Here is a 23,895-nt window from a genome sequence, read left to right on the forward strand (position 1 = left end):
ATGATGCTGCCCATGGCCATGTTGGGATCGGACAGCCAGCCGAGCGGACGATCGATGATGCCGACGCCCTGCAGAATGGGATTGAGGCCACCGAACATCGGATCGTAGATGCTTTTCCAGGCCAGGGCCGTGACAATCTCGGGAACGATCCAGGGCAGAAGCATGATGCCGCTGAGCAGGCTGCGGAAAGGCAGGCGGCTGTTGAGGATCAGCGCCACAGTCATGCCGACGACGAATTTCAGGACGAGCGACCAGAAGGTGAACTGGATGGTATTCTGAATGGATTGCAGGAAGTCGCTGCTGGTCCATAGGCGCTGGTAATTGCGGAACCCTACATCGGTGGTTTCGCCGGTCAGGAAGTTCAGCGACGTGGTGCTGATGAAAATGGCACTGACGAAGGGCCAGAAGATCAGCAGCCCCATGATAAGCACCATAGGCAGTACAAACAGATAGCCGACCTTCCAGTCGCGGCCGAAAAGGTTCTCCAGACGTTTTTTGCGCGTCGTCCGCGGCTGTGCCAACCCTACCGTCAAGGTCATCCGATCTTCCATGCCCACACTCCATCGGGGCAATGTCCCCGGTCGAAAACGAGAAAGCGGCTGCACGGCCCGAGAGCAGCGCAGACACTGGTCGGTCGATAGCCGCGACGGGGCGGTGCATTCCAGCCCCGTCGCGCTGCCCCTATGGCTACATGATACCGCCTTCTTCGAAGATCTGGACGATCTTGTTGTGCGCGTCGGTCACGGCTTCCTGAGGCGTCATTCGACCGGCAATCACATTGCCCATCGACTGTTCCAGCACACCCTGAGCGCGGATGGCGTCGATCTGCGCGGCCGGCTGGGCTGGCCAAGAAGCGCCGATAAACGGCTCGGCAACGCTCACCTGGTCCTTGATGATCGCGTAGTTCGGATCGGCCGCGATCAGCTCGTCCGTCCACAGGCTTTCATAGGCAGGCATGAACAGCCCGCCGGCCAGCGCCGACATCGGGGTGAAGTTGGCCGGATCGAGCAGTTCGAGGGCCAGTTTCTTGGCCAGGTCGGCGTTGGGCGCACCCTTGAAGATGGTCAGCCAACCGCCGACCGCACCGCCGTCACGGCTGTCGCCGTTATTCGCATTGGGCTGACGCAACAGAACGGTGCCCGGGAAGACCGGGTTGTTGTCGCGCTTGGCCGCCGCATAGACCGAGAAGGCGTTGTGCGTATAGCCGATACTGCCGGCGAGATAGGCTTCGTTGTTGGAAATGTCGCCCCAGCTTTCAACGCCTGGGGGCAGCATGGCGGCATATTTGCCATTGCGATCATAGGTTTCGCGAATGAACTCGTAAGCCGCGACCGTCTCTGGCGAGTCGAACTCCACCTTGGTGCCGGTTTCGTCGGTAAAGTGCCCGCCAAAGGCGTTCAGAATACCAGACGCCACGCCCCAGCCGTCGCCGGACTGATTGACAGTGAGACCCCAGCCCCAGAATTCGTTGTCCGGATCGGAAATGGCAAGGGCCGCCTCGCGCCGCTTTTCCCAGGTGTCCAGGGTCTGCGGATCAATCCCCTTTTCCGCCAGCTTGTCGCCACGGAAGAAGGTGCCGGTGGTATTGGCAATGAAGGGGATTGCCATCCAGCGGCCGTCGACCTTGCCGATCTTTTCGGCATTGATGCCGCGCATGACGTTGCCGTACTTGCTGATGGCTTCCTCAACCACGTCGTTGACGTCCTCAAGCAAGCCCAGAAGGTGCATCTGGGGCACTGAAACGTTGCTGGTATAGGCCAGATCAGGCGGATTGCCGGCCTTAACGGCGGCCGACATCTTGCCCAGGAAATCGCCGAACGATTCCGGATTGGTGGTCGAGATATCGAGCTCGGTATTGTTGGCCGCAGCGAACTTGGTGACCGTGTCGCGGAACAGGTTCTGCGCCGCCTCGAAATATTCGGTGCGGTGAATGACCGTCAGCTTGCCGGCGGCGCCCTGCGGCAGATCCAGCTCTGGGGCAGGGGCGTCCTGCCCGAATACGGGCAAGCCATTACCTGCGGCCAATAGGCCAAGACCCGCAGCCCCGCCGGTCCTCAACACGTCACGGCGATTGAATTTATTCGACGTCATGCTTCCGTCTCCTCCTGTTGGAACATGGCGGCTGGGCGCGTGCGAACCCGTTGGGTGGGCGTAAAAACTGTCGCAATGCGCCTCGTCCTCCCGGGTGAGGGAGCCTCCCGCTCCGTCACACGCTCCACCCACCAAGCGGGTCTTTTGTCCCATCATTGGCGGTGGATAGACAAAGAACTAGGAGATGTACGGGCAACGAGTCAACCTTTTGTCCCACAAAAGACTTGATGAGGCTTTGCCATCGCATTAGACACAGGTCGGGATGCGGTGGCCTGCGCGATCTGCCGGGAGGGCGGAGGGCGATACTGGTGATTGCGTTGCATGCTGTTGAGCTCACCGGCCACGCCGGGGCGGGTGAGTGTCGACCATCGATCTGGGGAGGAAAAGATGGGTGCCGTGACGATCCGAGACGTTCGCAAGAACTATGGCAGCCTGGAAGTGCTGCACGGGGTATCCATTGACATTGCGGACGGGGAGTTCGTCATTCTGGTCGGACCGTCCGGCTGCGGAAAATCCACCCTGTTGCGGATGATAGCCGGGCTTGAGGACATCACCGGCGGCGAGATTGAAATCGCCGGGATGGTCGTCAACGATCTGGCGCCGAAGGACCGGGATATCGCCATGGTCTTCCAGTCCTACGCGCTCTATCCCCATATGACCGTCGAAGAAAACATGGCGTTTTCGCTGCGCCTCGCCCGGGTGCCCAAGGACGAAATCAAGCGCCGCGTGGCCAGCGCCGCGGTTATTCTTGGCCTCGATCCCTATCTCGAGCGCTATCCGCGCCACCTGTCCGGCGGGCAGCGCCAGCGCGTCGCCATGGGCCGCGCCATCGTGCGTAATCCAACAGTGTTCCTGTTCGATGAACCACTGAGCAATCTCGACGCCAAGCTGCGGGTGCAGATGCGCAGCGAGATCAAGCTCAACCACCAGCGCCTCAAGACCACCACGGTCTATGTGACCCACGACCAGGTCGAAGCGATGACCATGGCCGACCGGATCGTGGTCATGCATTCAGGCAATATCGAACAGATCGGCACTCCACTGGAGCTTTACGATCATCCCGCAAACCTTTTCGTCGCGGGCTTCATCGGCTCACCCGCAATGAATATCATCGGCGGCTCAATTGCCGGATCCGAGTTCCGCTTTGCCGACGGGACGAGTATCGATCTGGGAACCTTGCCACCCGGCGTAAAGGATGGCCCCATCACGCTGGGGGTGCGCCCCGAGCATTTGCGTCTCGATCCCACCGGAACCATGGCAGAAGTTGTCGTCATCGAACCGACGGGCTCTGAAACCCAGGTGACCCTTAGCCTGGGGGGGCAGGACCTTGTTGGGGTGTTCCGGGAGCGTATCAGCGCTCGTCCCGGTCAATCTATCGGCATTGCCTTCGACAATAGCCTGCTGCACCTGTTCGACGTTAAAACCGGAAGGCGCATCGTCCGCTGACGGCAGTCGGGTGCCGATGAATCTGCATTCTACACGGACCATCCCAGCAAGCATCGGGGTGGCCCCCCAATCTACCTACGCGTTTGGCAGCCTACGACAACCCACCGAGAGAACGGTACGGGCTGGCTTGCTGAATTGATCTGGCAAGCGGGGCGTTGGCCGCAACAGATCTCAGATCGCAAGCCGCGTTGCACCAAGACCGCCCCGCATCGTCAGGTGGGACGCCAAGCTGACGCCCCATGCTTTCGTTCGATGTCAGTGCGTTGCGGCAACAGGCGCACCGATGGTTGCTGGCTCGTGGAAGAGTGGGCAGATGAACTGGCCGAGATTCAACCGCGATAGCCGTCCGGCACTTTGCTCATGGTGCGAAACAGCTCTCTTGTCAAAACCACATTAGATGATAACGTTTCAACTTACTTGATGAAAACCGATGGGAAACGTCGGATCAAGGGAGGAGACATCAATGACCAAGTTTAGTCGTGATCTACGACGCCGGACGCTTTTGGCCGGTGTGGCACTGGCTGCGATGGCAGGCCTTGTGCCGACTGTGCTCGCTCAGGATCTCAGTGGTGAGCTAGTGATTCTGCAGTGGCAGGGCGGCACCGACGCCGAGATGTGGCAGAAGCTCGAAGCCGACTTCATCGCCCAGAACCCCGACGTCACCATCCGTGAGCTGGCGATCACCGCGCAGGGTGACGCCCGCGGTGGCATCCGCACCGCCATTCTCGGCGGCGAAAAGGTCGATCTGATCATCAACACCTGGCCGGCCTTCCGCAAGGAACTGGCCGATGCCGGCGTACTGCGGCCGCTCGATGAGCAGTGGGCTGCGCTCGGCCTCGATGCGGCGCTCAACCAGTCTTGGCGTGATCTCGGCACCACCGACGGCGTCACCTATGGCGTGCAGTATACCTACGGTGACCGCTCGGGCATCTGGTACAAGACCAGCCACCTCGCCGATGCGGGCGTCGAGCCGCCCAAGACCTGGGAGGAGTTCATCGCCGCCATCGAAACCCTCAAGGCCGCCGGCTACGAAACCCCGATCCCGATGCCCGGCAAGTATTGGGCGCATGGCGAATGGTTCGAGTCGCTGCTGCTGCGCGTTGGTGGCGTTGAAGCCGCCGCCAAACTCGCCACCCACGAAATCCCGTGGACCGACGACGTCGTCAAGACCACGTTGCGCAAGTATGCCGAAATGCTCAATGCCGGCTGCTGCGGCACGCCCGAGCAGATGTTCGCGGGCGACTGGGACCTCTCGGCCGACCAGATATTCAAGGCTGATGCCGGCAATTTCCTGCTGATCGGCATGTGGATGAATGCCCGGGCCATCGGCGACTACGGCCTGACCGAAGGCGTTGACTATTCGCTGTTCCAGTTTCCCGCCTTGGGTCTGGGCCATGACGACACCTCGAGCGTCGATGCCAAGGAGCTGCTGGCCACCGCAAATGGAGACAACCCGGCGGCGGCCGATGCCTTCATTGAATATATCGTCTCGCCCGAAGCAACCAAGATCCTGGCCGACTACGGCTACGCCTCGCCCAGCAACCATGCCGACCCGGCGCTGCTCGGGCCGGTGCAGCAGCAGGCGACCGCAGCCGTCGCAGCCAGCCAGGTACAGTTCGTGCTGGGTGACCTGCTGCCGGGCGATCTGGTCGATGAATACCGGGTTCAATTGCAGAAGTTCCTGCAAGATCCGTCCGACGCCAATATCGATGCGGTCACGGCCGCCATCGAAGCCAAGGCAGCGGAATCGTACTGATGAGCGTGTCCGCCGCAGATGCGGCGGCACGTCCGCCCCAGGTCTCCTCCCCCGTGGGCGGTGGCCGGCGTCAGCCGGTCGCCGTCCGCAGGTGGCGGCTGGGCGATGTGCCGGCTGCCTGGCTCCTGATCATTCCGGTGCTGATCCTTTTCGCGATCACGGTGATCTATCCACTGGTCGAGACCATCCGGCTGAGCTTTTTCGACATCAAGGGCCTGGGCAAGCCGAAATTCGTCGGCATCGGCAACTACATCAAGCTGTTCACCGACCCGGCCTTCCGCAACACGCTATGGACCACGCTGGTCTTCACGCTGGGGACCACCGCAATCACGGTGAGCCTGGGCTGGTTCCTAGCCATGCTCTGCTCGTTTGCGCCGCGACGGACACTGCCGTTTCGCGTCATGATCTTTTCCGCCTTCGGCGTCTCCGAGGCCGTCAGTGGCTATATGTGGATTTCCATGCTGCGCCCAGATCGGGCGGGGCTGCTCAATTCGGTCGTCGGCATCTTCTCGCCCGGCTTCGCCCATCCCTGGCTGGGTGACCCCGACACGGCTCTGTGGATGATCATCGTCGCCGCCTCCTGGAGCGGGGTTGGTCTGCCGCTGATGCTGTGCTTTGCCGCAGTGCAGTCAATTCAGCGCAGCGTGCTCGAGGCGGCCTACATGGACGGCGCCAAGCCGCTCTCCATCATGCGCTTCATCATGGTGCCGCTTTCCATGCCCGGCGTTCGCGTCGCGGTGTTCATCAACCTGTTGGGGAGCCTCCGCGCCTTCGACATCATCTATGTGCTGACCGGCGGTGGGCCCGTGCGCTCGACCGAGACCGTGGGCTATTTCATGTATCGGGAATCCATGACGCAGTTCAAACTAGGCTACGGCGCCGCCGCGACGGTGATCCTGCTAGTCGCAGTGCTGGTCATCTCCATTCCCGCCATCATCCAGCGCACGGCAGGTGCCAGATGATCGGCCGCGTTCCCAGTTGGACGGTCTGGGTGGTCGGCGTCATTGCCGTCATCTGGATCATCCCGATCCTGGGTATTGTCGTAACCTCGGTCCGCCCGCCACAGGACGTGACGCTGGGCTGGTGGCGGCCGGAAAACCTGCGTTTCACCCTCGATGCCTGGCAGCGTGTATGGGATGAATATCCTCTGGCTGACGCCTTCTGGACGACACTGATCGTCACCAGCATCGCCACGGTGGCGACCATGCTGCTGACGCCGGCTGCAGCCTACGCATTCCACTTTCTGAATTTCCCCTTCCGCAGGCTGATCCTGATCATCATCATCAATGCCTTCGTACTGCCGGTGCAGGTGGTGGTAATCCCGCTATTCCAGCTCTGGCGTGACACCGGGCTGATCGACAATATCCTCGCCGTCCTCATTCCCTATGTGGGCCTCTCGTTCGCCTGGTCGATCTTCCTCGTGAAGAACTTCATGGAGGATTTTCCCAAGGAGCTGATCGAGGCGGCACGGATCGACGGCTGCGGGCCGATCGCCACCTTCTGGTTCGTGGTGCTGCCCAACAGTCTCTCGGCGATCTTCGCGGTGGGCATCCTGCAATTTCTGTGGTGCTGGAACTCGTTGCTGCTGCCGATGCTTTATCTGCGCACCAACATTCCGCTGCCGGTGCTGCTGACCCGGGTGTCGGGCACCTATGACCTCAACTGGGACCTGCGCAGCGTGGCGGCCATCGTCACCACAATTGTCCCGCTCGTCGTGTTCCTCGTCTTCCAACGCCAATTCGCCTCCGGCTCGCAAACTCGCGCCGGCGCCAAGGACTAATTATGCAACGCACCAACAAGCCGCTCCGCTACCGGCAGATTCACCTCGACTTCCACACCTCGGAGCACATTCCGGGCGTCGGCGCGGCCTTCAATCCGGACGATTTCGTGCGGACGCTCAAGGCGGCGCACGTGGACTCGATTACTATCTTTGCCAAGTGCCACCACGGCTGGTCCTACTACCCCACCAGGGCCGGCGCGCCACACCCGCAACTGGCACGTCCGGACCTGTTGGGCGACATGGTCACGGCGCTGACGGCGGCCGATATCGAGTGCCCCATCTATATTTCGGTGCAGTGGGATGAACGGAATGCGCGACTGCATCCCGAGTGGAGGGTGCGCTCGGCCACCGAGAACCGCTTTGATCCCGGCCAGATGCAGGCGGGCTGGCACACGCTCTGTCTCAACCACAAGGCCTATCGCGACGAGCTGCTGGCGCAGGCGCGCGAAGTCGCCAGCGCCTACGATACGCCGGGCATCTTCTTCGACATCGTTCTGACACCCGATTGCGTCTGCCAGGAATGTCTCGACACGATGGCAGCGCAGGGGCTCGATCCGGCCAACCCCGAGCATCGCCTGCAGAAGGACGAGTGGGTCAACGAGGTGTTCCGCAGCGAAATGAGCGCGGTGCTCAATGCGGAATTCCCCGGCCTGCGCGTCTTCTACAATTGCGGTCACATCCACAAACAGGGCCCAAGGCGCTTCGCGCCCTATAGCCATCTCGAGCTCGAGAGCCTGCCGACCGGTGGCTGGGGCTATGACCATTTCCCGTCAAGCGCCCGTTACGCCGCGACGCTGGGTCTCGACTTCGTCGCCCATACCGGCAAATTCCACACCTCATGGGGCGAATTCGGCGGCTTCAAGCATCCCGACGCGCTCGAATATGAGGCGGCGCAGATGGTGGCGCTTGGCTCAAAGTGCCTGGTGGGCGACCAGCTTCACCCCAACGGCGCAATCAACCTCGACACCTATGCCTCGATCGGTCCTGCTTATGCACGCGTAGAGAAGCTCGAACCCTATCTTGAAGACGCCAGGCAAGTGTCCGAGGTGGCGATCCTGTCGGCCGAGTATTTCCACCCAATCGGCGCGCGCAACAACCATGCTGACGATGGCGCGGCGCAGATGCTGCAGGAGTTGAAGCGCCCATTCGACGTGATCGACCCTAGTGCCGATTTTGCCGCCTATCGCGTCATAGTCCTGCCCGACGAAATTCCGGTGGAGGGCAAGATCGCACAGCGGCTCAATGCCTTTGTCACTGCTGGCGGCAAGCTGCTGCTGTCGGGAACGTCGGCGATGGATGCCGATGGACGGTTCGCCGTGCCGGCCGGCATCCGCAGTACCGGGCAGGTGGCTTTCGATCCATCATATCTCCGGGCGAGCGCGGCACTGGACGTGGGAATGACAGCTTCCCCCTTCGTGGTCTATGGCACGGCGCAAGCTATCGTCAGCGAAGGCGCGTCCGTTCTGGCAGACGTGGTGCCATCCTATTTCAACCGGACCTATCAGCATTTTTCGTCGCATCAGCACGCCCCCGATAATCCGGATGCCGAACCGCTCGGCGCGGGCGTGACCCTCAATGGCGGCGTCGCCTACATCGCCTACCCGATCTTCACGATATACCACGCCATGGGGCAGCCACTCTATAAGTACCTCGTGCGCGGTTTGCTGGACAAACTGCTGCCCAGGCCGGCGCTCGAGACCGATCTTCCCTCAGCCGGCCGGGCGACGTTGACCTGGCAGGAGCCCAAGTCCCGCCACATCCTTCACTTGCTGTATGGTCCGCCGCAGGTTCGCGGCAAGTCTGTCCCATTGCCCAATGGCGAGGGAATCCGGATCATGGAGATGATAGAGGACATTCCCGCGATCGGGCCGGTGAGCGCCAGGGTGCGCCTGCCCGCCCGGCCGGCCCGCGCCTATGATGCGATATCGGGTGCGCCAGTGGCGATCGAGGACCTGGGAGATGGCCAATATGGCGTGACGCTCGACCGGCTGCGCATCCATGCCGCCGTGGTGTTCGAGCAAAATGCCTGAACTGAAGCGGGCACAAGGGCCGCGTGCTGTGGCATGCGGCCGTCGGGCCAGATATCTATGCGAACGGCGCCCGGCCAGTCCCGGACGGGCGCGTTTTCGCGGGACCACTTCATCTATGTCGGAACAGACCAGCAAATCGGAGATCCGGAGCCGGCGCCAAGCCACCATCGTGGACGTAGCGATGGCGGCGGGCGTCGCCATCGGCACCGTCTCGCGCTACCTCAACGGCCTCCCGGTGCGTAGCGGCAATCGCGAGCCGATCGAGCGCGCCATCGCTGAACTGGGCTATCGCCGCAACTCCATTGCCGTGTCGATGAAGACCAACACCACCCAGATCGTGGGGCTGATGGTGCCGTCACTGGGCGAATTCCATGCGGCCCTGCTCGACCACTTGACCCGCAAGATGCGGCAGGCCGGGCGAGCGGTGCTCTGCTACTGCCACGACATGGAACCGCGCTCGTTCATGGAAGGGCTCGAATTTTTCGCCAGCCATCGCGTCGATGCGGTGGTGATGGATGGCAATGAGGATCTACGCGCGGGTATGGCGCCCTATATCGACCAGGGCCTGATCGTCGTGCTCTACGACAATGACCTGCCGGGCCTCGCGGCCGACCGCGTGTTCGTTGAAAACCGCAAGGCCAGCAAGCGCCTGGTCGACCATGTGCTCGACCTCGGCCATACGCGGGTCGCCACGATTCACGGCAATCTCAAGAACTCGGTGGCGCGGGAACGCCTCGCCGGCTACCGCGACGCCTTCAAGGACCACGGGATTGAGGAAATCCCCGAGCTCATCGTCGACGGCGGCTGGAGCGAGACTGGCGGCTATGCCGGCATGCGCGACCTGTTGGCGCTGCCCGAGCCGCCGACAGCCTTGTTCGGCGCCAACTACAACATGACGATCGGCGCCCTGCGCTGGTTGCGCGAGCACGAACTGTCCATCCCGCGCGACCTGTCGCTGGTGAGCTTTGACGATGTACCGGCCTTCACTGTGCACCAGCCAGGGATCACCGCGGTGGGCCAGCCGGTAGAAAAGCTCGCCGAGGCGATTACTAGCGTCCTGGCGGAACGCCTCGACGATCCGGGCGCGCTGGGTCGCCGGACCCTGCGCATCGACAACGACATCATATTGCGAGGCTCGGCCCGCCGGCTGCGGCGGTAATCGGCTCGAAGGAGGATCAGTGGCCAAGGTTGAACTGGAAAATGTCAGCAAGTCCTATGGGACCGTCGAGGTCATCGAGGGGCTGAACCTGACCATCGAGGATGGGTCTTTCACGGTCTTTGTCGGCCCCTCTGGCTGCGGCAAATCCACCCTGCTTCGCATGATCGCCGGGCTTGAACCGATCACCCACGGCGAGCTGCAGATCGACGGGGCCCGCATGAACGACGCCGACCCCATCGAGCGCGGCGTGGCCATGGTGTTCCAGAACTACGCACTCTATCCCCACATGACAGTAGAGCAGAATATCGGCTTTTCGTTGCGCATGGCCGGGCTCGACAAGGCGGCGATCGCGGCGCGGGTGGCAGCGGCAGCGCAGACCCTGCAGATCGAACCGCTGATGGCCCGCAAGCCGGGACAACTGTCGGGCGGGCAGCGCCAGCGTGTCGCCATCGGCCGCGCCATCGTGCGTGATCCCGAAGTGTTCCTGTTTGACGAACCGCTCAGCAATCTGGACGCCGAACTGCGCGTCTCCATGCGGGTCGAGATTGCCAAGCTGCACAACAAGCTCGGCTCGACCATGATCTATGTGACGCACGACCAGACCGAAGCGATGACGCTTGCCGACAAGATCGTCGTCATGCGCGCCGGCAAGGTCGAGCAGTCCGGCACGCCCGAAGAGCTCTACGACAATCCGGACAATCTCTTCGTCGCCGGCTTCATCGGTTCGCCGCGCATGAACTTCCTGCGCGGACGGTTCGAGGGCGGGGCGCTCAGGCTTGATGCCGGCGGACAATTGGCCAATGCGCAGCAGGATGTCGGAGAGGTCGTGGTCGGCATCAGGCCAGAGCATTTTGCGGTTTCCGAACCCGGCGATGGACAATTGTCCGTGTTGGTCGATGTCGTCGAAAACCTGGGCGGCACCCGCTACCTCTATGGCAGCGTCGCCTCGGGCGAGCCGGTGGTGATCGAGGTACGCGACCGGCCGGGCATCAAGGCCGGCGACACTGTCAACATCGGCATTCGGGCCGACCGGGCCATGCTGTTCCACCCCAACGGCGAGCGACTGCGCCGGGCGCCCTGACTGGATCTCCAATGCACGACAATGAACTCTGGTACCGGGCTCCGGCTCGGGAATGGACTGATGCGCTGCCGCTCGGCAATGGTCGCTTGGGCGCCATGGTCTTTGGCGGGGTGGGTCGCGAGGAACTGCAACTCAATGAATCCACGCTCTGGTCGGGCGGGCCGTACCAGCCCACCAATCCGGACGCGCTCCCCAACCTGGCGGCGGTGCGCGAGCTGATCCTTGCCGGGCGCTATGCCGAGGCAGAGGCGCTGGCCAACCAGCATTCCATGGCCGTGCCGCTTCTGCAGATGAGCTACCAGCCGGCGGGCAGCCTGTTTCTCGATTTCGGCCACGAGGCTGTCGCAGGAAGCTATCGGCGCTCACTCGACCTGGACACCGCCATTGCCCGGTCCAGCTATGTGGCCAGGGGAATGGGCGGTGCCGACCGGTCATATGAGCGCGAGGCTTTCGTGTCGGCCGACGACGACGTGCTGGTCACTCGCGTAACTGGCTCGCGGCCAGGCACGCTGAGCTTTGATATCTGGCTTGACAGCCCGCAACTGGGCGCGATTGTGCCGGGCGAACCCACTGCCATTTCCTTTGCAGGGCAGAATTTCGGCACGCACGGCGTTGCGGGCCAATTGACCTTCGGCATCGGCGTCGACCTGCGCATCGAGGGTGGCAGCAACGAGCGACGCGGCAATCGGCTGGTGGTGCGCGACGCCGACGCGGCGGTGATCATCGTCGATATCGCCACCAGCTTCCGCCGCTTCGATGACGTTTCGGGCGACCCGGCTACGCTGCTGGCCGCGCGTCGCTCGGCCGTCGCTGGCAAATCCTACGCCGATCTTCGCGCCGCGCACATTGCCGAGCACCAACGGCTATTCCACCGCCTGTCCATCGACCTGGGAAGAACGCCGGCCGCCGACCTGCCGACCGATGGGCGCATCGCCAATTTCGCCATGGGCGACGATCCAGCACTTGCCGCGCTTTATGTGCAGTATGGCCGCTATTTGATGATTGCGTCGAGCCGCCCTGGCACCCAGCCGGCCACTCTGCAGGGCATCTGGAACAAGGAAACGCAGCCGCCCTGGGGCAGCAAGTACACCGCCAATATCAACCTGCAGATGAATTACTGGTTGCCCGATGCGGCCAATCTTGCCGAGTGCTTCGAGCCCTTGCTGTCGCTGGCCGAAGACCTGACCGTGACGGGGGCAGAAATGGCCCGCGCGCACTACGACGCGCGCGGCTGGGTACTGCATCACAATACCGACCTGTGGCGAGCTACAGGCCCGGTCGACGGCGCGCAATGGGGGCTGTGGCCGACAGGCGGCGCCTGGCTCTGCGCGCAGCTCTGGGACCATGCGGAATTCGCGGGGCGCCCTGAGGCCCTGGTGCGCCGCTTGCTGTCAGTGCTCGAAGGCGCCACGCGTTTTATCCTGGACATCCTGCAACCCTTGCCCGGAACCAACCACCTCGTCACCGTGCCGTCGCTGTCCCCCGAAAACGTCCACCCGCATGGCGCCGCGCTCTGCGCCGGGCCGACCATGGACAACCAGCTGATCCGCGACCTGTTCGATGCCTATCTCGCTGCGACGTCCCAACTGGGCGAGACCGACCCGATGCGGGACGAGGTGGCAGCGGCCCGCGAACGGCTGGTGCCGCACCGGATTGGCACGGCGGGCCAATTGCAGGAATGGATGGAAGACTGGGACATGGACGTTCCCGAAATTCACCACCGGCATGTCTCGCACCTCTATGGCCTTTATCCGAGCCAGCAAATCGAGCCCGGCACAGCGCTCGCGGCGGCGGCGCAGCGCTCGCTCGAAATCCGTGGCGACGACGCCACCGGCTGGGGCATTGGCTGGCGCATCAACCTGTGGGCGCGGCTCGGCGATGGCAACCATGCCCATGACGTCCTGGCTTTGCTGCTCAACCCCGATCGCAGCTACGCCAACCTGTTCGACGCGCATCCGCCGTTCCAGATCGACGGCAATTTTGGCGGGGCGGCTGGCATTCTCGAAATGCTGGTGCAGTCCCGCAATGGCGAAATCATCCTGCTGCCAGCCCTGCCGGACCTATGGCCGGAGGGGGCGGTCTGCGGCATGCGTGTGCGCGGCGGAATCGAAGTTGACCTGAAATGGTCCGGCGGGCGCAGCACCTCTATCGGCTTGCGGTCCGAGACGACGCAGCACGTCGTCGTAAGGGAAGCGGGTCGCAGGGTAGCGATAGTGCTACAGGCAGGGATGTCGACGGAGATTGCGATGCGTTAGCAATAGCTGGCGCATCGCAGTCCTTGCGTTCGTAGGCGCAGGTGGGAGGTAAAACTCCTGATTGTTGTCGACCCGACGTCCCCGGTCACAGAATGCGTGCCTCTAGTGACCCTGACAAATGAAGTCGGCCGCGCGTTCGGCGATCATGATCACCGGGGAATTGGTATTTCCCGAGACGATCGTGGGCATGATCGAGGCATCCACAATCCTGATTCCGCCCAGGCCATGGACGCGCAATTGGGCATCCACCACCGCCATGGGATCAGATCCCATTTTGCAGGTGCCAACAGGATGGAAGATTGTGGTAGCGATGTCGCCGGCCTTGGCCGCCAGCTCGGTGTCGCTGGCAAATTGCGGCCCCGGCAGCATTTCCTCCGGTTCATATCGAGCAATGGCTTTGGTCTGCATCAGGCTGCGGGCATGGCGGATTGAATTCGCCGCGACATGCCGGTCCGCTTCCGTCGAGAGGTAGTTGGGCCTGATCCTTGGGGCGTCGCCAGGGTCCGGGGTCGCCATATGGATACTGCCCCGGCTTTCCGGCCGCAGGTTGCAGACCGAGACCGTGACAGCGTCGAACTTGTGCAGCGGTTCGCCCAGGCGGTCCGTGGACAGCGGCTGGACATGATATTCGAGATCGGGCGTGGCCATGCGCGCGTCGGACTTGGCAAAGATCCCGAGTTGGCTGGGGGCCATGGAAAGCGGGCCGCTGCGTCGGAATGCATATTCGAGCCCCATGCCGGCGCGCGTCAGAAGATTGTGGTATCGCGTGTTGAGGGTGCGCGTGCTGCGCACCTTGAAGACAGTGCGGATCTGCAGGTGATCCTGCAGGTTTTCGCCCACGCCTTTGAGCTGATGCCGCACGGTAATGCCCAGGGCACCCAGTATGTCGGGCCGGCCTATGCCGGAGAGTTCGAGCAGCTTGGGGGAATTAACGGCCCCGGCCGCCAGGATCACTTCGCGCCCCGCGCTGGCGGTAACGCGCCTGCCGCCATGCTGGAAGACAATGCCGGTCACCCTTTTGCCGTCCATCAGGAGGCTTTCGGCTTCTGCGCCGGTCAGCACGCGCAGGTTGGGGCGCTGCATGGCGGGGCGCAAGAAGGCCTTGGAGGTGTTCCAGCGCACGCCGCTGCGCTGGTTGACCTCGAAATAACCCGAGCCGAAATTGTCGCCGCCATTGAAATCGGCGACGCGCGGAATGCCCATTTCCTCGGCCGCGGCCTGGAAGGCATCGAGAATGGGCCAGGAAAGGCGCTGCTTTTCCACCCGCCACTCGCCGCCGGCGTGATGTCCCTCGGAGGTGCCGGCATGGTGGTCCTCGGATTTGAGGAACCAGGGCAGCACATCATCCCAGCCCCAGCCCTGGTTGCCCTGCTGGCGCCAGCCGTCATAGTCGGCAGCCTGGCCGCGCATGTAGATCATGCCATTGATCGAGGAGCACCCGCCCAGCACCTTGCCGCGGGGATAGGGCAATGCCCTGCCGTTGAGACCCGGTTCCGGTTCGGTCTTCATCATCCAGTCGGTGCGCGGATTGCCCATGCAATAGAGGTAGCCGATCGGGATATCGACCCAGTGATAACGGTCGCTGCCGCCCGCTTCGAGCAGCAGCACGGAATGCCGCGGGTCTTCGCTCAGCCGGTTGGCCAGCACACAGCCGGCCGACCCAGCGCCGACGATGATGAAGTCATACTGGCCCAGTTCGGGGGTCATGGCTGGCCCATTTTGGCCCAGACTGGCGTCATGGCCTGCATCAGCTCGGTGTAGATGTGCCTGCGCGCTGCATAATGCGAGCGGCTTTCCGGTTGTGGCGCGTAGTGGCGGGCCGGCGCGGTCATCGCTCTGGTGCCCGCGGCATAGTCAGCGAAGAGGCCGATGCCAGTCCCGGCCGCTATGGCCGCACCCAGAGCGCCCGTCTCGCGACTGCGCGACACGGTGACCGGCACTTCAAGCACATCGGCGAAGATCTGCGGCCAAATGGAGCTGCGCGATCCACCGCCCGAGAGGGTTGCCGAGGAAATTATAGCACCGGCGCGCCGCAGCACGTCGATATGGCGCGCATGCTCGAAAACGACGCCCTCGAACAGGGCGCGCAGCATGTGCGCCCGGCTGTGCCAGCCACCAATGCCGTAGAAGCCGGCCCGCGCCCGTCCATCCTGCTGCGCCCCATAGAGGAAGGGGTGGTAGATCGGTGTGTCCTCTGATGGATCAACCGATGCGACCAGGTCGCTGGCCATCCCGAAGCGATCGCCTTGCACCTCGCCCATGAACTGGTGCACCAGCCATTCGAGGTTTGCCGCCGAGGTCGCGCTGGATTCAATGGCCAGCCACCGGGTGCGGTCAAAGCTCGACTGCATGAAGACGGGGGGCTGGTCGATGGGCTGGTCCAACACCACCTGATTGATGCTCCAGCTGCCGGCGATGATCGAGGCCTGGCCGGTTTCAGACACACCCGAACCGAGGGCACTCGCCACCACGTCGAACAGGCCGGCAACCACCGGCGTTCCGGCGACCAAACCGGTCAGCGCCGCGACGTCCGGCCTGACATGCCCGGCAATGTCGGCACTTTCGAGCAGGTCCGGCAGCATGGGCATGGCATCGCCCAGGCCGTAGAGCTCCATGAGATCGGCGTCATAGGTTCGTCCCGGTACAGAAAGCAGGCCGCAGCCGGACATATCGGTGGTTTCGCTGACGCGCGCGCCGGTCAATTGCCCGACAACGAAATCCTTGCACAGCAGCACCGTGCCGATCTGGCCATAGAGCTCGGGCCGGTGGCGCTTCACCCAGGCCAGCAGCGTCGGCGTTTGTGCCGACCACGGCCCCTGGCGGCATATCGCATAGGTGCGGGCACCCAGCTCCTGCGCCGCCCATTCACCCACCAGGTCGACGGCCCGCGTATCGAGCGACTGGATACCGATCAGCGGCTTGCCTGATCGGTCCAGGGCATAGAGCCCGTTGCCATGGCCAGCACAGCCGATGGCGCGGATATGGGCCGGATCAATGCCGGCCTTGGCGATGCAGGCCGAAATCACCGTGACCGCATTGGCCCAGAGTTCGTCGAGATCACGCTCGACATGGCCGGGGGCCGGCAGGCTGGCATGGCCATCCTGGGCAACGACGGCCAGTTCGCGTCCATCGGCAGCGTCGAACAGGGCGGCCTTGATGACCGTATTGCCCGCATCGAGTCCCAGCAGATAATCGGGCATCGTCCTATCCTCGCTCGTAGATTGACCAGGCATCGGCGCCGCTGGCGCCGTCATGAATCAGCGCCATCAGGCCCCGCACCACGGCGCCGGGATTGGCGTGCTGGTAGATATTGCGGCCGTAAACCATGCCCATGGCACCCTGCCCCATCAGCGCCGCCGACTTGTCGAACACGGCGCGGAGGTCTTCCTTGCCGCCGCCGCGCACCAGAACCGGGCAGCGCGCGGCCTCGACGACGCGATGGAAGTCTTCCGGGTTGGTGGTCGGGTCGGCCTTGACGATGTCGGCGCCCATCTCGCGGGCCAGTCGGGTCAGCGTCACGATCTTTTCGGCGTCGCCGTCGACCATGTAGCCGCCGCGGTCGGAATTGGGCAGCATCACCAGCGGTTCGATCATCAGCGGCATGCCGTAGCGATCACAATCGGCGCGTACGCGGGCGATATTGCTCACGCACTGCCGGAACAGGTCCGGCTCGTCGGGAAGCATGAAGAGGTTCACCACCACGCAGGCAGCATCCATCTGCAGGGCGCCGATCAGCGGATCCGCCTCGTTCTGCAGCAAAGCCCACATGGCGCGATGACGCTGGCGGTTATAGGGATTGCCCATGTCGATGCGCATGACCAAAGCGGGCTTGTCCCTGCCGGGTAGTGATTGCAGCAGGTCGGCCTGGCCGTAGTTCATCTGGATGGCGTCGGGTTGTGCTGCGACCAGGGCCCCGACCACGCCGGGCATGTCCTCGAGTCCGTCGAGAAAGCTTGGCTCGTTGCAGACACCGTGATCGATGGCGATGTCGAGGCACTTGCCCTGGCCAAAAAGGCGGTTGAAGCGAAATTTTTGGCTCATGCAGGGGTCCTTTGGTCACGGCGGGATAGGGATTCGACGCTCAACCCGTGGCGTGTGGTCAGCAGGGTGAGAAAGCTCTGCCGCTCGGCGTCGGCACGCTCCACCGTCCAGCCCCTGGCCGCTGACAACAGGTCGAGGCAACTGGCGATGACCGACAGCGACAGAGCGCCAGTGATGGCAATGGTGGTGCGCCGGATGAGCAGATCGGCCAGTGTCTCGACCTGCTCATGGGCAATGAGGTGGGCGAGTTCGGCCGCCGAGTGGCCGGCAATGTCCGCCTCGGGACCGAAGCCTTGCGCCAGTTCGGCGGCCCGGGTGCCGTAGCGGTCGAGCAGTGCGGAAATGCGTGGTTCCGGCAGCCCGGTCCTTGCGGCGAGGTCGGCAATCCAGCGCGTCGGGTCCTTGGGATAGTCGCGTCCGCCACCGATGGGCAGCGATGCGGTATCGAGGGTACGGGAGACGCCCAGCCGGTCCATGGCCGTGTCCGCGGCCAGAGCCCCGAAGGAGCGAAAGGTCGTCCACTTGCCGCCGATCATGCACAGCACCGGCGGGCTGCCCTCGATCACTTCACAGAAATGATCGCGCGGGATCCGCCCGGTCACCGCGGTAGCGCTGGCCGGAAGCGGCCGTACACCGGCAAAGCGGAAGACGATTTCGTCCGGCGCTACGACGATGCTGGGGAAGATCAGCGAGAGCGAGGCGAGGATATAGTCCTGCTCGGCCGGGCTGGCGATGGCCGCGTCCGGGTCGTCGATGCGGACATCGGTGGAGCCGACCAGCACTTTGCCGAGATAGGGAAAGACGATGCAGATGCGCCCGTCCTCGTTCTCGTAATAGATCATCTGCCCGTTCAGTGCCCGGTAGAGTGCGGGATTGTCGACGATCAGGTGCGAGCCCATCGTTCCGCCGATCAGACGCGGGGCGTCGGTGGCGATGGAGGCGTTGGTGAGATCGATCCAGCCGCCCGTTGCATTGATGACGAGGCGGGGGCGGATCGGGATGGCGGCGCCGTCGATCCCGTTGCGCAGCACCAGCCCCAAACCGTCCTGGCCAATCGACGCATGGTTGAGTGCCAGTCCACCAGCGGCGACACCTTCGCCGAGCATTTCGAGCGCCAGCCGTTCAGGGCGGCTGACCCAGGCGTCGTAGTAGGTCGCAGAGGCGCGGGCGCCGGGGTTGAGGGCGGGGAACAGCGCTCGGGTTTTGGCGCGGCCGTGAAAGGCGTGGGTGGGCAGTGCCCGGCGGCCAGCGGTGAAAAGGTCATATAGGGACAGCCCCAGCTTGATCAGCACGGCGCCGCGCCGGCCCTGCCGGCGAGACAGCCGCAGGAAGCGCAGGGCGCCGCTGGTCAGCCCGGAAAACACTCCGAAGATCGGCACCGTCGTCGGCAAGGGGCGCACATAATGGGGGGCATTGGCCAGCAGCAGGTCCCGTTCAAGCAGGCTTTCGCGGACCAGCTTGAACTCGCCGTTTTCCAGGTAACGCAAGCCACCATGCACCATGCGCGACAGCGCGCCGCTGGCGCCCGAGCAATAATCGGCCTTTTCGGCCAGAACTACATCGACGCCGTTGAGCGCCAGCTCGCGGAACACCGAAATGCCGTTGATCCCCCCGCCGATGATGAGCACGGCGGGCTCGGGCCGCGCCTTGAGCCGCTCTATTATGGTCTGGCGGTTCATGGAATGGCGGCGAGGTGAGTGGCGCGGGCAGCATCGATCTGGGCGAGGTCGGCGGCGTCAAGGCTGAGGCGGGCGGCCTTGGCATTGTCGAGCGCCTGCGCCGGGTCGCGGGCGCCGCAGAGGGCGAAGGTGATGCCGGGTTGGGCCAGCGTCCAGGCGATGACGAGCTGGGCGACACTGGCATTGTGCTGGTCAGCAAGCGGCAAGATTGCTTGTGCAAAGCTTGCAGCATGCTGGCGGTTTTCTGGTGAAAAGCGCGGATCGGCGGCGCGCTGGTCATCGCCCGCGAAGACACGCGAGGCGGAGACCTTGCCAGTCAGCAGACCGAGCGCGAGCGATGAGTAGCTCAGCGTGGCGACACCGGCCGGTTTGGTCATGGGCAGCAACGTCTCCGCGATGCCCAGGTCGAGCATCGAGTAGCGTTCCTGGATGGCGTCGAGTTGTCCGGCTGCGAGGTATGCCGCGAGGTCGTCCGGCGCGACATTGCTGGCGCCGATGGCGCGGATCTTGCCCTGCTGCTTGAGGCGCAGCAGCGCTTCCATGGTTTCGGCAATCGGCGTCGTCGGATCCTGCCAATGGGTGATGTAGAGATCGATATGGTCGGTGCCGAGGCGTTTCAGACTCCGTTCGACTTCGTGGGCGATGCCGTCGGCCCCCAGGTAGCGATGGACCGGGACGCCGTCTTCCTCGAAGAAGCGATTGCCCTTGCCGCTGTGCCAGTCGAGACCGCATTTGGTGGCGATCACCACCTTGTCGCGCTTGCCGGCAATGGCCTGGCCCACCAGTTCCTCACTGCGCCCCAGGCCATAGGCCGGGGCGGTGTCGATGAGGGAGATGCCGGCGTCGATCGAGGCTTCGATGGCCCGGACGGAAACGGCCTCGTCGGTGCCGCCCCACATCCAGCCGCCGATGGCCCAGGTGCCGAGGCCGACCGCAGATGCCTTTATGCCGGATCGGCCGATTTCGCGCGTCAGCACATCAGGCGACATTCTGTTTGCTTTCCATGGCAGTCAGCACCGCCGCAGCGGTCACTTCGTCAACGACAAGGGACTTGAGGAAGCGACCGTTCAGTGCCGCCTGGATCGGCAACACTTTCTCGGTGCCTGCCGCGACCCCGATGACCTGCGGACAGCGGATCAGTTCGGTCGGGTCGAGCGCCACCAGCCGCGAATTGAGCGGAAAATCGGCCACGCTGCCGTCGGCATGGATGAGATGGGCCATCATCTCGCCGCTGACGCCCTGGCTGAACAATGCATCCCGGTCGGCGGCGGAAATGGGGTGCAGGTCGTAGTAGCTCGAGCCGGGCGTGCGGATGGAGCCGATGCCGACCAGCGCTACGGAGGCCTTGCGGGCGAGATCGAACACCTCGCGGATCGAGGCCATATCCATGAGCATGTCGCGCTGCTCGCGGCTTTCGGCAAAGAGCGGCGCGTGGACCAGCATGGTCCGGCCGCCCAGTCGGTCGGCCAGTTGCGTCGCAAGGTGATTGACGTCGGTATAGAACTTGCCCTGCACACCGCCCGTGAGCGGCACGACCGTGACATCGAAGGCGCGTTCGGGCTGCAGGTTGTCGACAACCGCACTCACCGCCTTGCCGCCTGTGATGGCAATGATGTCCCCGTCCCGCAGGGTTTCGAGCAACTGGTTGGCGGCGGCGCGCCCGACCTGTTGCAGGGTCGATTCTGCGCTGCCCGGCACGGTGGGGGTAACCACGGTGCTGACCAGTCGCGCGATATCCATCAGGCGCTGCTCCAGTTCGACGAGCCGCTGAAACGGGCTTTCGATGTCGATCCGCACCATGCCCAGCTTGCGCCCCTGGGTGATCAGCCGATTGACCTTGGAGGTGGACAGATTGAGTTGGCTTGCAATGGCCTGCTGTGTCAGCCCATCCATGAAATGGAGCACCAGCACCGTGTAGATCTGGCGGATGGCTTCGAAGTCTTCTTTTTTCTCGGTCATGAAAATACCCACAGCTGTCGCCCGATAGAACAGAACTAGCCGCGTCTCTTGTTGAGGTAATGGTCGATGGTTACGGCGCTGAGCAGGATGGAGCCGCGGATGATGTCCTGCCAGTAGACCGAGACATCGAGCAGGGCGAGGGAACTGGAAACCACCGAGAGCAGGATGGTGCCCAGGATGGCACCAAAGATCGTCCCCGTCCCGCCCGACAGACTCGCCCCGCCGATCACGGCCGCAGCGATGACATTGAGTTCCATGCCGATGCCGAAGGTCGGCTGGGCCGAGCCGAAGCGGGCCATGTAGATGATGCCGGCAATGCCGCATAGCGCCGAACACAGCGTGGTGGTGACAAAGACCACCTGCTTGGTCTGGATGCCGGAATAGGCGGCAGCCTTGGGATTGGAGCCGGTGTAGAACACCTTGCGGAACATGGTGGTGCGCCGCAGCATGAAGTCGAAGGCCACCACGACGACCACGAAAATCACCAGCACGATGGGGATGACGCCGATCGAGCCCTGACCGATGAACTTGAAGCTCTCGGGCAGTTCGAACAGACCCAGTGGCCGTCCACCGGTCCCCAGCAGGCAAAGACCCCGCGCGATCACCATCACGGCAAGCGACACGATGAAGTGGTGCAGGCCCACCTTGGTGACGAAGAAGCCCATGATGGCGCCGGTGGCCGTGCAGGCCGCGATGGCAATGCCGGATGCCAGCCAGGGGTCCATGCCGTTGAGAAACAGCAGGCCCGCGATGACCATGGCCAAGGCCGTCACCGAGCCGACCGACAGGTCGATACCGCCCGAGATCAGCAGGATGGTCATGCCCACCACCACGATGCCTTCCACGGCAAAGGCCATCGCCATGGCGCGCATGTTGGTCCAGGTCAGGAAATAGGGCGAGGCGAAGGACATGGCGATAAAGAGCGCCAGGATGATCAGGATCAACCCGGTTTCGCGCATTCGCAGCGCCTTGCCTGCCACGCCCAGCACGCCGGATGTCCCCCCGTATTCGGTCTGGGACGGCACCTGCGCCAATGCCACGGGCTTTTCCATCATCACGCCACCTGCTGCTGTTCGTTGCCGACGGAGGCCAGATAGATAATCCGGTCTTCCGTCATGTCATCTCCGGATACCTCGCCGGCAATCCGCCCCTCGCGCACCACCAGCACCCGGTCACAGACCCCGATCAGTTCGGGGAGCTCCGAGGAGATGACGACGACGCCCACGCCCCTGGTTGCCAGTTCGCGGATGATGCGGTGAATTTCGGCCTTTGCGCCCACATCGACGCCACGCGTCGGTTCATCGAGAAAGATCACCTTGGGATCGACCGACAGCATCTTGGCAATCGCCACCTTCTGCTGGTTGCCGCCCGAAAGGGCAGATACCGGCTGCCCGATATCGCCATATTTGAGACTGAGCCGGGCGCCCAGGCGTTGCGCCTGTGCCGCCTCGCGCCCGTCATCGATGATACCGGCGGCGCTGGCGACCTGCCGCAGCCGCAAGGCAGAGACATTCGATGCAATAGACATGTCCAGAAACAGGCCATCACCCTTGCGGTCTTCGGATAGGTAGACCAGCCCTTCGGCAATGCTGTCGCCGTAATGACGCAGGGCCAGCGGACGTCCCATCAGGCTCACCTCGCCAGTGACCTCGCCCTCGAGGCGGCAGATGCCCTTGACGATCTCGCTGCGACCAGCGCCGATGAGCCCAGCCAGCCCCACAATCTCTCCCTTGCGCACTGCAAAGGAAATGTCCCGGAAGCGTCTGGCTTCAGTCAGTCCGCGCACATCGAGGATGATGTCGTCAGAGCGATCCTCGGGACGCTGCTTGGGCGGATAGAGATCGTCGATCACCCGGCCAACCATGGCGCTGACCACCGCGCCGGGCGAGGTTTCGGCCACATTCATGGTGGTGATGTACTGCCCATCGCGGAACACGGTCACCCGGTCGCAATTATCGAATATCTCGGCCATGCGATGCGTGATGTAAATGATCGAGATGCCCTGCACGGCGAGCTTGTGCATGATCTCGAACAGGACCTTGGCCTCGCGCTCGGTGAGAGCGGCGGTGGGCTCGTCCAGGATCAGCACCCGACAATCCAGCGTCAGCGCCTTGGCGATCTCGACCAATTGCTGCTGGGAAATCGAGAGCGTGCGCACCATTGCGGCGGGATCGATATCCCCCAACCGGCGCAGGATCTCGGCCGCCTTTGCCTGCAGCGCCGAATAGTTCATCAGCGGCGCGCGGCTGGAATTGGTGGTGGCCATGAAGATGTTTTCAGCCACGGTAACATCGGGGCAGAGGGCAATTTCCTGGTGCACGAAACCGATGCCCAGCTTTTGCGCCATGGAAGGGGACTTGATCGTCACGACCTGCCCATCCAGCTGGATTTCGCCGCTGTCCGGCGCGAGGATGCCGTCGATGACATTCATCAGCGTCGACTTGCCGGCACCGTTCTCGCCGGCCAACGCATGGATTTCGCCCCGGCGCAGTTCGAAGTTGACGCCGCGCAGCGCGCGGATCGGCCCGAAGGATTTGACCAGGCCAGTGATCTTGAGGATCGGTACTTGTGCTGCGTCCGCAGACATGTCCGCTGACCTTGTTCTGGTGGATATTGGG

General features: G+C 63.4%; 18 protein-coding genes. 8 read left to right on the forward strand and 10 right to left on the reverse strand.

The annotated features are described in order from the left end of the window. Both V6M52_RS08580 and V6M52_RS08585 read right to left on the reverse strand, forming a co-directional pair. Positions 1-539, reverse strand: a 539-nt coding sequence (locus V6M52_RS08580; protein WP_332700716.1) for a carbohydrate ABC transporter permease, incomplete at its 3' end; no start/stop codon positions are given. 148 nt (positions 540-687) lie between these two features. Further along, the gene (locus V6M52_RS08585; protein WP_332700717.1) at positions 688-2,091 is read right to left on the reverse strand and encodes an ABC transporter substrate-binding protein; all 1,404 of its coding nucleotides are present in this window, start codon (positions 2,089-2,091) and stop codon (positions 688-690) included. Between the two features lie 387 nt (positions 2,092-2,478). On the opposite strand from V6M52_RS08585, the gene V6M52_RS08590 reads away from it, so the two are divergent. The 8 genes from V6M52_RS08590 (at position 2,479) to V6M52_RS08625 (ending at position 13,598) form a co-directional block, all read left to right on the forward strand. Continuing rightward, the gene (locus tag V6M52_RS08590; protein ID WP_332700718.1) at positions 2,479-3,537 is read left to right on the forward strand and encodes an ABC transporter ATP-binding protein; all 1,059 of its coding nucleotides are present in this window, start codon (positions 2,479-2,481) and stop codon (positions 3,535-3,537) included. Positions 3,538-4,000: 463 nt separating this feature from the next. Beyond that, a complete protein-coding gene (locus tag V6M52_RS08595; RefSeq protein WP_332688214.1) occupies positions 4,001-5,293 on the forward strand; it encodes an ABC transporter substrate-binding protein in 1,293 nt (430 codons plus the stop codon). Continuing rightward, positions 5,293-6,255 carry a carbohydrate ABC transporter permease gene (locus V6M52_RS08600; RefSeq protein ID WP_332688213.1) on the forward strand — a complete coding sequence of 321 codons (963 nt, stop codon included), beginning with the start codon at positions 5,293-5,295 and terminating at the stop codon, positions 6,253-6,255. The genes V6M52_RS08595 and V6M52_RS08600 overlap by 1 nt, the downstream gene beginning before the upstream one ends. Beyond that, a complete protein-coding gene (locus tag V6M52_RS08605; RefSeq protein WP_332688212.1) occupies positions 6,252-7,073 on the forward strand; it encodes a carbohydrate ABC transporter permease in 822 nt (273 codons plus the stop codon). The genes V6M52_RS08600 and V6M52_RS08605 overlap by 4 nt, the downstream gene beginning before the upstream one ends. A gap of 2 nt (positions 7,074-7,075) precedes the next feature. Beyond that, positions 7,076-9,103: an alpha-amylase family protein gene (locus V6M52_RS08610; protein ID WP_332688211.1), complete on the forward strand. Its 2,028-nt coding sequence runs from the start codon at positions 7,076-7,078 to the stop codon at positions 9,101-9,103. A 115-nt stretch (positions 9,104-9,218) separates the two neighbouring features. After that, positions 9,219-10,262, forward strand: a complete 1,044-nt coding sequence (locus V6M52_RS08615) for a LacI family DNA-binding transcriptional regulator (protein ID WP_332700719.1) — start codon at positions 9,219-9,221, stop codon at positions 10,260-10,262. A gap of 19 nt (positions 10,263-10,281) precedes the next feature. Then, on the forward strand, positions 10,282-11,343 hold the full coding sequence (locus V6M52_RS08620; protein ID WP_332688209.1) for an ABC transporter ATP-binding protein: 1,062 nt from the start codon (positions 10,282-10,284) through the stop codon (positions 11,341-11,343). Positions 11,344-11,354: 11 nt separating this feature from the next. Beyond that, positions 11,355-13,598 (forward strand): glycoside hydrolase family 95 protein, encoded by a 2,244-nt coding sequence (locus V6M52_RS08625; protein WP_332700720.1) that lies wholly within the window; start codon positions 11,355-11,357, stop codon positions 13,596-13,598. Between the two features lie 102 nt (positions 13,599-13,700). On the opposite strand, the gene V6M52_RS08630 is transcribed toward V6M52_RS08625, so the two are convergent. The 8 genes from V6M52_RS08630 to V6M52_RS08665 form a co-directional block, all read right to left on the reverse strand. Continuing rightward, the gene (locus V6M52_RS08630; protein ID WP_332700721.1) at positions 13,701-15,305 is read right to left on the reverse strand and encodes a GMC family oxidoreductase; all 1,605 of its coding nucleotides are present in this window, start codon (positions 15,303-15,305) and stop codon (positions 13,701-13,703) included. Further along, positions 15,302-16,798, reverse strand: coding sequence for an FGGY-family carbohydrate kinase (locus tag V6M52_RS08635; protein ID WP_332700722.1), 1,497 nt, complete (start codon positions 16,796-16,798; stop codon positions 15,302-15,304). Before V6M52_RS08635 ends, V6M52_RS08630 begins: the two co-directional genes overlap by 4 nt. Before the next feature lie 4 nt (positions 16,799-16,802). After that, positions 16,803-17,639 (reverse strand): class I fructose-bisphosphate aldolase, encoded by an 837-nt coding sequence (locus V6M52_RS08640; RefSeq protein WP_332700723.1) that lies wholly within the window; start codon positions 17,637-17,639, stop codon positions 16,803-16,805. Continuing rightward, positions 17,636-19,318, reverse strand: coding sequence for a glycerol-3-phosphate dehydrogenase/oxidase (locus V6M52_RS08645; RefSeq protein WP_332700724.1), 1,683 nt, complete (start codon positions 19,316-19,318; stop codon positions 17,636-17,638). Before V6M52_RS08645 ends, V6M52_RS08640 begins: the two co-directional genes overlap by 4 nt. Further along, positions 19,315-20,307, reverse strand: a complete 993-nt coding sequence (locus V6M52_RS08650; protein WP_332700725.1) for an aldo/keto reductase — start codon at positions 20,305-20,307, stop codon at positions 19,315-19,317. The genes V6M52_RS08645 and V6M52_RS08650 overlap by 4 nt, the downstream gene beginning before the upstream one ends. Next, positions 20,297-21,277 (reverse strand): sugar-binding transcriptional regulator, encoded by a 981-nt coding sequence (locus tag V6M52_RS08655; RefSeq protein WP_332685814.1) that lies wholly within the window; start codon positions 21,275-21,277, stop codon positions 20,297-20,299. The genes V6M52_RS08650 and V6M52_RS08655 overlap by 11 nt, the downstream gene beginning before the upstream one ends. 35 nt (positions 21,278-21,312) lie before the next feature. Next, entirely contained in the window at positions 21,313-22,236 is a 924-nt protein-coding gene (locus V6M52_RS08660; RefSeq protein ID WP_332700739.1) for an ABC transporter permease, read from the reverse strand. 95 nt (positions 22,237-22,331) lie between these two features. Beyond that, positions 22,332-23,864: a sugar ABC transporter ATP-binding protein gene (locus tag V6M52_RS08665; protein ID WP_332700726.1), complete on the reverse strand. Its 1,533-nt coding sequence runs from the start codon at positions 23,862-23,864 to the stop codon at positions 22,332-22,334. Positions 23,865-23,895 lie beyond the last annotated feature (31 nt).

The sequence above is a fragment of the Devosia sp. genome (assembly GCF_036676215.1).
Taxonomy (GTDB): domain Bacteria; phylum Pseudomonadota; class Alphaproteobacteria; order Rhizobiales; family Devosiaceae; genus Devosia.

Bases quoted from the DNA above. Each gene is read 5' to 3' on its own strand.
- V6M52_RS08585 (WP_332700717.1), bottom strand. From the start codon at position 2,091: ATGACGTCGAATAAATTCAATCGCCGTGACGTGTTGAGGACCGGCGGG.
- V6M52_RS08590 (WP_332700718.1), top strand. From the start codon at position 2,479: ATGGGTGCCGTGACGATCCGAGACGTTCGCAAGAACTATGGCAGCCTG.
- V6M52_RS08595 (WP_332688214.1), top strand. From the start codon at position 4,001: ATGACCAAGTTTAGTCGTGATCTACGACGCCGGACGCTTTTGGCCGGT.
- V6M52_RS08600 (WP_332688213.1), top strand. From the start codon at position 5,293: ATGAGCGTGTCCGCCGCAGATGCGGCGGCACGTCCGCCCCAGGTCTCC.
- V6M52_RS08605 (WP_332688212.1), top strand. From the start codon at position 6,252: ATGATCGGCCGCGTTCCCAGTTGGACGGTCTGGGTGGTCGGCGTCATT.
- V6M52_RS08610 (WP_332688211.1), top strand. From the start codon at position 7,076: ATGCAACGCACCAACAAGCCGCTCCGCTACCGGCAGATTCACCTCGAC.
- V6M52_RS08615 (WP_332700719.1), top strand. From the start codon at position 9,219: ATGTCGGAACAGACCAGCAAATCGGAGATCCGGAGCCGGCGCCAAGCC.
- V6M52_RS08625 (WP_332700720.1), top strand. From the start codon at position 11,355: ATGCACGACAATGAACTCTGGTACCGGGCTCCGGCTCGGGAATGGACT.
- V6M52_RS08630 (WP_332700721.1), bottom strand. From the start codon at position 15,305: ATGACCCCCGAACTGGGCCAGTATGACTTCATCATCGTCGGCGCTGGG.
- V6M52_RS08635 (WP_332700722.1), bottom strand. From the start codon at position 16,798: ATGCCCGATTATCTGCTGGGACTCGATGCGGGCAATACGGTCATCAAG.
- V6M52_RS08640 (WP_332700723.1), bottom strand. From the start codon at position 17,639: ATGAGCCAAAAATTTCGCTTCAACCGCCTTTTTGGCCAGGGCAAGTGC.
- V6M52_RS08645 (WP_332700724.1), bottom strand. From the start codon at position 19,318: ATGAACCGCCAGACCATAATAGAGCGGCTCAAGGCGCGGCCCGAGCCC.
- V6M52_RS08650 (WP_332700725.1), bottom strand. From the start codon at position 20,307: ATGTCGCCTGATGTGCTGACGCGCGAAATCGGCCGATCCGGCATAAAG.
- V6M52_RS08655 (WP_332685814.1), bottom strand. From the start codon at position 21,277: ATGACCGAGAAAAAAGAAGACTTCGAAGCCATCCGCCAGATCTACACG.
- V6M52_RS08660 (WP_332700739.1), bottom strand. From the start codon at position 22,236: ATGCGCGAAACCGGGTTGATCCTGATCATCCTGGCGCTCTTTATCGCC.
- V6M52_RS08665 (WP_332700726.1), bottom strand. From the start codon at position 23,864: ATGTCTGCGGACGCAGCACAAGTACCGATCCTCAAGATCACTGGCCTG.